At 68.6% G+C, this 9,389-nt stretch carries 12 protein-coding genes; 6 read left to right on the forward strand and 6 right to left on the reverse strand.

The window, feature by feature from the left end; all coding sequences use genetic code 11:
- From AC5RUJ_RS06660 to AC5RUJ_RS06670, 3 genes are all read right to left on the reverse strand, one after another.
- Nucleotides 1–464 (reverse strand): aminotransferase class I/II-fold pyridoxal phosphate-dependent enzyme (locus AC5RUJ_RS06660; protein ID WP_494155695.1); only part of this gene is annotated, 464 nt, incomplete at its 3' end.
- A gap of 62 nt (nt 465–526) precedes the next feature.
- Nucleotides 527–961, reverse strand: coding sequence for a universal stress protein (locus AC5RUJ_RS06665; RefSeq protein WP_494001074.1), 435 nt, complete (start codon nt 959–961; stop codon nt 527–529).
- Nucleotides 962–1,069: 108 nt separating this feature from the next.
- Entirely contained in the window at nt 1,070–1,273 is a 204-nt protein-coding gene (locus AC5RUJ_RS06670) for a hypothetical protein (RefSeq protein ID WP_494001075.1), read from the reverse strand.
- 213 nt (nt 1,274–1,486) lie between these two features.
- Here AC5RUJ_RS06670 and AC5RUJ_RS06675 point away from each other — a divergent pair, with 213 nt between their 5' ends.
- Both AC5RUJ_RS06675 and AC5RUJ_RS06680 read left to right on the forward strand, forming a co-directional pair.
- Nucleotides 1,487–1,942: a VOC family protein gene (locus tag AC5RUJ_RS06675; RefSeq protein WP_494101807.1), complete on the forward strand. Its 456-nt coding sequence runs from the start codon at nt 1,487–1,489 to the stop codon at nt 1,940–1,942.
- A 222-nt stretch (nt 1,943–2,164) separates the two neighbouring features.
- Complete coding sequence (locus AC5RUJ_RS06680) at nt 2,165–2,605, forward strand: arsenate-mycothiol transferase ArsC (protein WP_494001077.1); 441 nt, start codon at nt 2,165–2,167, stop codon at nt 2,603–2,605.
- A gap of 68 nt (nt 2,606–2,673) precedes the next feature.
- On the opposite strand, the gene AC5RUJ_RS06685 is transcribed toward AC5RUJ_RS06680, so the two are convergent.
- The 3 genes from AC5RUJ_RS06685 to AC5RUJ_RS06695 form a co-directional block, all read right to left on the reverse strand.
- Nucleotides 2,674–3,987: an MFS transporter gene (locus AC5RUJ_RS06685; protein WP_494127709.1), complete on the reverse strand. Its 1,314-nt coding sequence runs from the start codon at nt 3,985–3,987 to the stop codon at nt 2,674–2,676.
- A 264-nt stretch (nt 3,988–4,251) separates the two neighbouring features.
- On the reverse strand, nt 4,252–4,737 hold the full coding sequence (locus tag AC5RUJ_RS06690; protein WP_494127640.1) for a DUF4190 domain-containing protein: 486 nt from the start codon (nt 4,735–4,737) through the stop codon (nt 4,252–4,254).
- Between the two features lie 68 nt (nt 4,738–4,805).
- Nucleotides 4,806–5,345, reverse strand: a complete 540-nt coding sequence (locus tag AC5RUJ_RS06695; RefSeq protein WP_494001080.1) for a TetR/AcrR family transcriptional regulator — start codon at nt 5,343–5,345, stop codon at nt 4,806–4,808.
- Nucleotides 5,346–5,448: 103 nt separating this feature from the next.
- Here AC5RUJ_RS06695 and AC5RUJ_RS06700 point away from each other — a divergent pair, with 103 nt between their 5' ends.
- The 4 genes from AC5RUJ_RS06700 to AC5RUJ_RS06715 all read left to right on the forward strand — a co-directional run.
- Nucleotides 5,449–6,954, forward strand: a complete 1,506-nt coding sequence (locus AC5RUJ_RS06700; protein ID WP_494074579.1) for an MFS transporter — start codon at nt 5,449–5,451, stop codon at nt 6,952–6,954.
- A gap of 79 nt (nt 6,955–7,033) precedes the next feature.
- Complete coding sequence (locus AC5RUJ_RS06705) at nt 7,034–7,390, forward strand: metal-sensitive transcriptional regulator (RefSeq protein WP_494101805.1); 357 nt, start codon at nt 7,034–7,036, stop codon at nt 7,388–7,390.
- 34 nt (nt 7,391–7,424) lie between these two features.
- A complete protein-coding gene (locus AC5RUJ_RS06710; protein WP_494001083.1) occupies nt 7,425–7,649 on the forward strand; it encodes a heavy-metal-associated domain-containing protein in 225 nt (74 codons plus the stop codon).
- A gap of 140 nt (nt 7,650–7,789) precedes the next feature.
- The coding region (locus AC5RUJ_RS06715) for a heavy metal translocating P-type ATPase (protein ID WP_494155694.1) at nt 7,790–9,389 on the forward strand (1,600 nt) is incomplete at its 3' end.

The following is a 9,389-nucleotide window of genomic DNA, read 5'->3' on the forward strand; positions in this document are numbered from 1 at the left end:
AGGCCGGCCAGCGGCCCATGGGCCGCCGCCGCTGCGGCCAGCAGTTCCGGCGTCGGCTGGTAGCGGGCTTCCGGACCGCAGTCGATCTCCACCACCTCGCAGCCGAGCGCTCGCAGAATGTTCCGGTAGGCCGGATAGCCCGGCCGCGCCAGCGCCACCCGGTCGCCCGCATTGAACGCGCTCAGGAACGCCAACATGAAGGCCCCGGATGACCCCGTGGTCACGGCCACTTCCTCCGCCGCCACGTCCAACCCGTACCAGCGCCGGTAGTGGCCCGCGATCGCTGCCCTCAGCTCCTGGATGCCAAGCGCGCTGGTGTAGGTCAGCGGCCGGCCGGAGGCGTGGATCTCGGCGGCCCGCTCGGACACTGCCCGCGGGGCGCCGCCCGCAGGTTCCCCCGCGCACAACGACACCACGTCCCGGCCGGCAGCGCGCATCTGCGCGACCCGGTCCAGGATGCTCATCACTTGGAACGGCGGCACCTGGGCACGGCCGGCCACCTGCAGTTCGTTCACGATCCTCAGAATCAGCCGGCGGTACCGGCGGTCTTGGCGATGTAGACGTCGCAGGCGGCCTTGTGGGTCACGGAACTGGCCACGCTGCCGAGCACCCGGCCCAGCCCCTGCATGCCCACGTTGCCGACCACGATCAGGCGGGCGTTGACGCGTTCCGCCTCTGCCACCAGCGCGTCCTGGGGCTTGCCGAGCACCGCCGTGTAGCTGGTCCTCAGGCCCTCCGCGCCCAGTTCTGCCGCGACGTCCCTGGCTACCTTCTCGGCCCGCTCCGACTCGTGGATGAACCACTTGTCGTTGCCGATCTCCACGACTTCGGTCGCATCGGATTCGTGGGCGGTAACCACCCGGAGCTCGGCGCCCATCGACGCGGCGAGTTTAGCCGCGGTGCGCGCCGCCTTCATGGCGGTATCGCTGCCGTCTACTCCTACGATGATGATTCCGGCCATCGGGCCACCCCTTCGAGCACGTCGTCTGGCGGCCACGTGGGCCGTTTCACACCAACTTACCCGCCGCGTGGGCGATCCGCCGGGAGCCGCGGGTCGCCGTCGTCGTTATCAGTCCACGAACTCCGACTGGGTCTCGATGAACTCCCAATCTTCTTCCGGCAGCGTTGCTTCCTTCAGGTCCGGCCCGCCCGCCTCGTAAACCGCCGCCGCCGCATCCGCGTCCACGACGTCTGCCCTCAGGTTTTCCCGGAACCACTGCTTGTGGCCGGTTGGCAGCTTCAGCCACCACTGTTCAATCCGCAATTCCGCCATCTCGCGCCTCCTTGTATCTCGCCGCTACTACTTCCACCGTAGGTGTGTGGTTTCCCGCGGACAAGGGAGGCCTGCAGGCGGGTGCCGCAGGCAGCGGCGACAACTACCTCTGCCGGTAGTTGTTGGCTCGTACCGGCCGGAGTGCCACAGTGGACCTCGTCCGCACTCCCCTTGCGCCGCGCCGGCCGCGGGCCCGCCTGGAAGGAACAGCCAATGGACCGCATGGTTTTCATCAACTTGCCCGTCAGCGACCTGAAGAAGGCCACGGACTTCTACACCGGTCTGGGTTATACGCTGAATCCGGACTTCTCCTCGCCGGATGCCTCGTCGGTGGTCATTTCCGACACAATCGTGGTGATGCTGCTGACCCAGGAGCATTTCGGCAAGTTCCTCCGAAACGGCACTCCGCATCTGGGCTCGGATGCCAAGGAAGTGCTGGTGGCCCTCAGCGCCGAGTCGCCCGAGGAGGTGGACCGGTTCGTGGCCAACGCGACGTCGGGCGGCGGCACCATCTACCGGCCGGCGGAAGAAGAGATGCCGGGCATGTACGGGGCCGCCATTGCGGACCCGGACGGACACGTCTGGGAGATCATGCACATGTCACCGGAGGCGATGCAGGCAGTCGCGGAGCAGAACGCCGCGGCGGGCAACGCCGACGGGGCGCAGTAGCTTCCGCGCGGCCCGGTTTCCCTGCCGGCCGGCCGCATCCCGAAGATGTCCTGGATCCATCCCCGGGGCGCGGAGTGCCCGGGGGATGGCGGCTGGCTCCCGCTGCCGGCGCTCGGCTTTCTTGCCCGGCGAACCTATGGGTCGGCTCGAAGTTCTGGCACAGTGAAGAGAAGCAGCCGGCACCGGCAGCGGGCCGGGAGCCGATCGACGCGGAGGTCCGCCATGACAGCCTCAACAACGGGCACCACCCGCCCGACCGTCCTGTTCGTGGGCGTGCGGGATGCCGGCCGCTCACAGATGGCCGCGGCCTACCTCTCCCAGCTCGCCGAGGGCGGCATCGAGGCCCGGTCGGCCGGAACCCGGCCAAGGGGACGGCTGGACGCCGCCGTCGTCGAGGCCATGGCCGAAGAGGGCATCGACCTGTCCGCCGTGCGTCCCACGGCGGTCACCCACGAATCGGTCAACAAGGCGCAGATGGTGGTCACGTTGGGTTCCGGCGACGAATGCCCGGTGGTCCCCGGCCGGCGCTATGAAGACTGGGATGTGGACGACCCCGCAGGCCGGGACGCTGCCGGCGTGCGGGCGATCCGTGACGACATCAAGCACCGGGTCCAGCACTTGCTGTCAGAACTGCAGCCGGCCCTGCACCCGGACGCGCAGTAGGGCCCGCACGGCAGAAGAGCCCGCACGGGGACGCCAGACTGGATGCCGGAGCCTGTCCGCGGCCGGGCTCACGTCCCCGGCGCCTCGGCAGGCGCCTCACTCGCCGCCTCCGCGTACGAGGCCGAGATCCGACGATAGACCGGGGTCAGGAAGGCCAGCAGGGCGGCCACGATCATGACGATCCCGGCCACCAGAAACACCAGGGCGATGCCGCGGGACGTGCCCTCGCCCAGGAGCGGTGCGAGGGTGGCGGCGCCGTCGACCGAGCGCGCGTACGGGATGATCCAGACTTGCGCGATCGGTGCGATCAGGAACGCGGTGATCGGCGCAGCCGCGGATTCGAAGGCCATGGCGAATCCGAACACCCTGCCCTGCCGCTGCAGCGGAACCACCTGCTGGATGACCGTCTGCTCGGCGGCCTCCACGAAAGGCACCAGCGCCAGGTAGAGCCAGATCCCGGCAATGTACAGCCAGGCCCACTCGCGCAGCGTGAACACCGCGCCGAGGGCCCCCATCACGATCACCGCGATGAGCATGGTGCGCAGCGGATTACGCCCGAGCCCGAACTTGCCGATCACCGCGCCGCCCACGATGAATCCGGTGGAGCCGAGCGCGAGGTACGCGCCCCACAGCTCCACGGGGAACAGTTCCAGCCCGTAGGGATCCATGAGCGCCATGTAAACCCCGCCGATGAAATTGTTAAAGGTGGAGAACAGGATCAGCGCGAACAGTCCGGCGATGGCCAGCACGGCGGCGATGGAACCGCGCAGGTCGAAGCTGCCGCGTGCGTCCGTGGCGGCCGCGCGCACCTCCTCCGGCATGCGCAGGGTGAGCAGGTGCAGGAAGGCGAGCGCCGTGAGCACCAAGGCGACCGCGATTGTCCCGCCCATGCCGAGCAGGCCTACCGACAGCCCCGATAGCACCGACGTAACGATGAAGGCCAGGCCCTGCACCATGCCCACCAGACCGTTGGCATTGGCCCGCCGCTCCGGGTCGACGAGGATGGTCACCGTGGTGGAGAGGGCAATGTTGCGCATGTTCTCCACCACCGCGCCGATCAGAATGATCAGGGAGAAGACCCAGAACCACGGCCGGGTGAGGTCCAGCAGCCAGGCCTGGGGGATCAACAGGAACATGGCCCCGGACAGAAGGAACATCGCCAAGGTGAAAACGGCGGCGAAGCGCATCACGGCCAGCTTGCGGTAGCGATCCACGAACGTGCCGAAGCTGATGCTGGAAAGCGCAATCAGCAGCATGTATGCCCCGCCGATCACTCCGGTGGCGATCACGTTGCGCGTCTCCAGGTACACCCAGAACGTCAACGCGAACCACAGGTAGCTGGTGGTGATGTTGGCCAGGGCCGTATTCACCAGGATCCCCATGAACGTGCGGTACCGCTGTGCAGGGCTGCGCACGGTCGTGTCGACTGCGGCTGGATCGACCAGGTTCGGTGCTTCGCCGTCCCCGATCGGCACCGAAGTACCGGCCGCCCCCGCGGTAAGACCCGCACGCTCCTGGTGAGCCGGGGCCCCGGCAGGTCCCGGTTCCTGCTCGGTCATGCGTTCCAGTGTACTGACCTGACCCAGGTACGGACACGGCGAAATTCAGCCCGTCAATCCCGGCTCCCGGCCCCGCCAGGTGGCGCGTTAACTGCAGGTGTAGGTGACGCCGTCCACGACGTGAGTGCCCGGTCCCAGCTCGCCACAGGCTTCCATGAGGTAACCGACGCCTGCCAGCGCGATGATGATGAACAGCATCAACAGCACCGTGCCCACAGCGCCGATGATGATGCCGGCGAGCGCAAAGCCGTTTTTGGCACCCGCGCGCTTGGACTGCACCATGCCGATGATGCTGACGATCAGCCCGGCCACCGTCAGCGGTCCGAGCAGGGACAGGATAAAGCCGACGATCCCCATGGTCCTGCCGGGAACGGGTTGCCCGGGACCGGGCTGTCCCGGGTACCCGTAAGGCTCGTTTGGTTGCTGGTATGCCTGGCCGGCGCCCTGTTGCGGGTAGGCGGGGTAGGCGTCCTGTTGCGGGTGGGCGGGGTAGGCGGGGTAGGCGCCCTGCGTGGACTGCGGCTGGGAAGCCGCGGGCTCGGGATGCTCCCCGTGGCCAGTGGGAGTAGACATGTGGTTCCTCTCCGGTGCGTAAACGATTTATCGTCCCCACCGAACACCCTATGTCCGGCGGCCGCGGATCAGCCCCGGCCCACCAGCGTGTCGACCTGTTCCAGCAAGGCGTCCATCTCGCCGTCGGCCAATTGGTATTGCTGCGCATCCGGCGAGAAGAAGGTTGCGCTGTAGTAAAGGCCGTCGCCGATCAGCTTCACGGCCTGCGCCAGCGGCCGGCTGCCAAGCGCCTGCTCCAAGGCATCCAGCCAGAGTTCCTGGATCCCGGCAAAGGTCCTCGCCGCGGACGGGTGGCCTTGCTGGACCAGGCGCGCCACGGCCACGATGGCCCGGTCCAGCGGCGAATCGACGAACCTGGACGTGCGCACGTAGTAGCGGGCCGCTCCTTCCGGGGCACTGATGATCTGCTCCGCGTCGGCGGCGGTCAGCGCGGAGAGCCGCTCGCACAGGGCGTCCACCATCGCCTCCTTGGACGGAAAGTGGTACAGCAGCCCGCCCTTCGACACCCCGGCCGCCGCCGCGACGGCGTCCATCGTGGCGGCTCGCTCGCCCTCTTTGATCAGGATGTCCTCGAAGTTGTCGAGGATCCGGTCTCTCGCACTGGCCATTCACCCATCCTAGGACTCCCCCCGCCCGCGGAGCTGCCGCTTTGCAGGTAAACCGTCCAGACGGTACAGTAGATCCGACTTCCCCGATTCCGAAAGACCCACCATGCTTACCGTCACCCAGCGCGCCGGGCGCCGAGAATGGACCGCACTGGCGGTCTTGATGCTTCCGGTCCTGCTGGTCGCCGTCGACAACACGGTGCTCAGCTTCGCGCTGCCCGCGATTTCCCTGGCGTTCAGCACCAGCGGCACCACCCTCCTGTGGATCATCGACATCTACCCCCTGGTACTTGCCGGCCTGCTGGTGGCCATGGGCAGCCTGGGCGACCGGTTCGGCAGGCGCCGGATGCTGATGATCGGCGCGGCCGGTTTCGCCGCACTGTCCGCGCTGGCCGCCTTCTCCCCCAGCGCCGAACTGCTGGTTGCCGCACGCGCCGGCCTGGGCATCTTCGGGGCCATGCTGATGCCGGCCACCCTGTCCCTGATCCGGAACATCTTCACGGACCGGGCGCAGCGGCGCCTGGCGATCGCCATCTGGGCCGCCGGCTTCTCCGCCGGCGCCGCCCTCGGCCCGCTGCTGGGCGGCCTGCTGCTGGAACACTTCTGGTGGGGTTCGGTCTTTCTGCTCGCGGTCCCCATGCTGCTGCCCATGCTGGTGCTGACGCCGGCGTTCGTGCCCGAGTCGCGCGATCCCGAGCCCGGCCCTATCGACGCGGCCAGCATCCTGCTCTCCGTCGCCGCCCTGCTCCCCGTGGTCTACGCCATCAAGCAGCTGGCCGGCGGCGGAAATCCCGCCCTTGCGGCAGCAACGTTCACCCTCGGCATCCTGGCCGGCTGGCTGTTCGTCCGCCGCCAGCTGGTCCGCGCGAACCCGATGCTGGATGTCCGCCTGTTCCGCCACCGCCCCTTCACCGGCGCCGTGCTGGTCAACCTGTTGGCCGTGTTCTCCCTGGTCGGCTTCCTGTACTTCGTCTCCCAGCATCTCCAGTTGGTCCTCGGCCTCAGCCCGCTGCGGGCCGGCCTGGTACTGCTGCCCGGCCTGGCGGTCACCATAACGGCCGGCCTGCTCGCGGTGCCGCTGGTGCGCCGGATTGCCCCGCACCGGCTGGTGGCCTGCGCCCTGTTGCTGTCCGCGGCGGCCTACGCCCTGGTGGCGTCGTCCCCGGACGCCCCAGCGGTGACCCTGATGGCGGCCTTCGCGCTGCTCGGCGCCGGGGTCGGCGCCTCCGAGACGCTCTCGAACGACCTCATTTTGTCCAGCGTCCCCGCGGCCAAGGCCGGCGCCGCCTCCGCCGTGTCGGAGACGGCCTACGAAGTGGGCTCTGTCTTCGGGACCGCCGTGCTCGGCAGCATCCTGGTCGGTGCCTACCGACGGAACATCGCCCTGCCCGCCGGGCTGGACGCCGAACAGCAGCAAGCCGCCGGCGAGACCCTCGGCGGCGCCATCACCGTTGCCGGGCAGCTGCCCGAACGCACCGGGGCCGCCCTGTTAGATTCCGCGGTCCATGCTTTCGACAGCGGCGTGACCGTCACCGCCGGACTGGCCGCGGTTCTCATGGTCGCGGCAGCCTGGCTCGCCTTCCGAACGCTGCGCGTCCCGCAGCACCAGTGACTCGGGGCGCGGCCGGCGCCCTTGCGCGATACCCCTAGGGGGTATAGATTGGTGGCATAGCCCACCGATTGAGGAAGCCATGAGCCACACAGCACGGCCTGCGGAAACCGAAACCGTCACCGCCCCTGCCGACGAGCACATCGGGCACGCGTACACGTCGGACAAGGAGGCGTACCTGCGCCGGCTCAAGCGCGTTGAGGGCCAGGTCCGCGGCATCGCCCGCATGGTGGAGGACGACAAGTACTGCATCGACATCCTGACCCAGGTCGCCGCCGTCAACAAGGCCCTGCACGCGGTGAGCGTTGGCCTGCTCGAGGACCACATCGGACACTGCGTCATCGGCGCCGCCAAGGAATCCGAACTCAGCGGCGACCCGCAAATCGTCGAGGACAAGGTCAAGGAAGCCTCGGACGCCATCGGCCGACTGCTGCGCTGACCTTCCCCGCGAACCCAACCCCAAGGAGACAGTCATGAGCACCACCACCATCAGCATCGACGGCATGACCTGCGGCCACTGCGTGGACGCCGTCACGGAAGAACTGCAGGCCCTCGACGGCGTCCGCGGCGTCAGCATCGAACTCAACAAGGGCGGAATCTCCACGGCGACGGTCAGTTCCGAGGCGGATCTTGACCCGGCCCAGATTGGCGAGGCCGTCGCCGAGGCCGGGTACACCGTCGTCGCGCAGAACGCCTAGCTCCAGATCGCTTCAGGCCAGACGGCCTTTGGCCAGTGCGACGACGGTGCCCTCCGGCCGCCGTCGGCCCCCCCTTTTTTCGCGAACCAGCGGACGCGCTGCCCCCGCACCGTCCCACGCAGAATTGAGACAACCAACCGATGTCCTCCCATCCCGGCACCATGGATCCTGAAGCAGAACCGAACCCGACCAGAACCGTCGAACTGGCGATCGAGGGCATGACGTGCGCCTCCTGCGTGAACCGGGTGGAACGCAAGCTCGGCAAGATCGAAGGAGTCCAGGCAAGCGTCAATCTGCCCCTGGAGTCCGCCGTCGTGCTCGTCCCGGACGGCGTCACGAACCAGCAGTTGGTGGACACGGTGAAGGCCACCGGCTACAAGGCCCGGGTGAAGCCGCAGCCGCACTCCGCGCCCGCCCCACGGCACGGGGATAGGGGCCACGGGCGCGACGGGAACCCGGAGGCGGACCACGGCACCGGCCCCGGCGACCAGGACCACCACGACCACTCCGGGGACGCCGGCCGGGGTGACGACGGCGAGCACGCCGCTCACGCCGATCACGTGGAGGGTGAGGACCACATGGCCCACGGCGGCACCGCCGGCCAGCTGCGTCCGCGCCTCTGGACGGCCGCCGTCCTGACCTTGCCGATCTTCATCATGTCGATGATCCCCGGCGCGCAGTTCCCGCACTGGGGCTGGGTGGCATTCGCGCTCAGCATCCCGGTGGTGTTCTGGGCGGCCTGGCCGTTCCACCGCGCCGCGGCGATCAACGCCCGGCATTTCGCCTCCACGATGGACACGCTGGTGTCCCTCGGCGTGCTGGCCGCCTTCTTCTTCTCCGCCTGGCAATTGGTCATAGATCCAATGCTGACCGAACACGTGGGCGGCAACATGTCCGAGCACGAACTGTACTTCGAGGTGGCCGTCGTCGTGGTCACCTTCCTGCTGCTGGGCCGCTATCTGGAAGCCAACGCCAAGCAGCGGGCCGGCGACGCCCTGAAGTCGCTGCTCAACCTGGGCGCGAAGGACGCTACCGTGCTGCGGGACGGCGCCGAGGTGAAGGTGGCGGCCGCCGACCTGGTCCCGGGCGACATCATGGTGGTCCGGCCGGGCGAAAAGATCCCCACCGACGGCTACGTGGTGGACGGGCACTCCGCCGTCGACACGTCGCTGCTCACCGGCGAATCCGTGCCGGTAGAAGTGGATGTGGACGACACGGTCACCGGTGCCACCATCAACACCTCCGGCCGGCTGCTGGTCCGCGCCACCCGGGTCGGCTCGGACACCACGCTGGCGCAAATGGGCCGCCTGGTCAGCCAGGCGCAGGCCGGCAAGGCCCCGATTGCCCGGCTGGCCGACCGGATCAGCTCCGTCTTTGTCCCGGTGGTGCTGGTCATCGCCGTCGTCACTTTCATCCTCTGGATGGTTTTCACCGGCGACCTGCAGGCGGCGTTCACCGCGGCAGTCACCGTGCTGGTGATCGCCTGCCCCTGTGCGCTCGGGCTCGCCACGCCTACCGCCCTGCTCACCGGCACCGGCCGGGCGTCGCAGCTGGGCATCCTGATCAAGGGGCCGCAGATCCTCGAGGACACCCGGCACGTGGACACCATCGTGCTGGACAAGACCGGCACCGTGACCACCGGGCGGCAGGCAGTGGAGGGCGTGCTGGCCCTGGCGGACCGCGGCGAAGACGAGGTCCTGCTGCTGGCCGGCGCGGTAGAGGCCGGCTCCGAACACCCGA

It is taken from the genome of Arthrobacter sp. Y3223164 (assembly GCF_059091005.1).

Excerpts from the sequence above, each read along its gene's own strand:
- AC5RUJ_RS06665 (WP_494001074.1), bottom strand. The coding sequence starts at position 961 with ATGGCCGGAATCATCATCGTAGGAGTAGACGGCAGCGATACCGCCATG.
- AC5RUJ_RS06670 (WP_494001075.1), bottom strand. The coding sequence starts at position 1,273 with ATGGCGGAATTGCGGATTGAACAGTGGTGGCTGAAGCTGCCAACCGGC.
- AC5RUJ_RS06675 (WP_494101807.1), top strand. The coding sequence starts at position 1,487 with ATGGACCGCATGGTTTTCATCAACTTGCCCGTCAGCGACCTGAAGAAG.
- AC5RUJ_RS06680 (WP_494001077.1), top strand. The coding sequence starts at position 2,165 with ATGACAGCCTCAACAACGGGCACCACCCGCCCGACCGTCCTGTTCGTG.
- AC5RUJ_RS06685 (WP_494127709.1), bottom strand. The coding sequence starts at position 3,987 with ATGGGGATCCTGGTGAATACGGCCCTGGCCAACATCACCACCAGCTAC.
- AC5RUJ_RS06690 (WP_494127640.1), bottom strand. The coding sequence starts at position 4,737 with ATGTCTACTCCCACTGGCCACGGGGAGCATCCCGAGCCCGCGGCTTCC.
- AC5RUJ_RS06695 (WP_494001080.1), bottom strand. The coding sequence starts at position 5,345 with ATGGCCAGTGCGAGAGACCGGATCCTCGACAACTTCGAGGACATCCTG.
- AC5RUJ_RS06700 (WP_494074579.1), top strand. The coding sequence starts at position 5,449 with ATGCTTACCGTCACCCAGCGCGCCGGGCGCCGAGAATGGACCGCACTG.
- AC5RUJ_RS06705 (WP_494101805.1), top strand. The coding sequence starts at position 7,034 with ATGAGCCACACAGCACGGCCTGCGGAAACCGAAACCGTCACCGCCCCT.
- AC5RUJ_RS06710 (WP_494001083.1), top strand. The coding sequence starts at position 7,425 with ATGAGCACCACCACCATCAGCATCGACGGCATGACCTGCGGCCACTGC.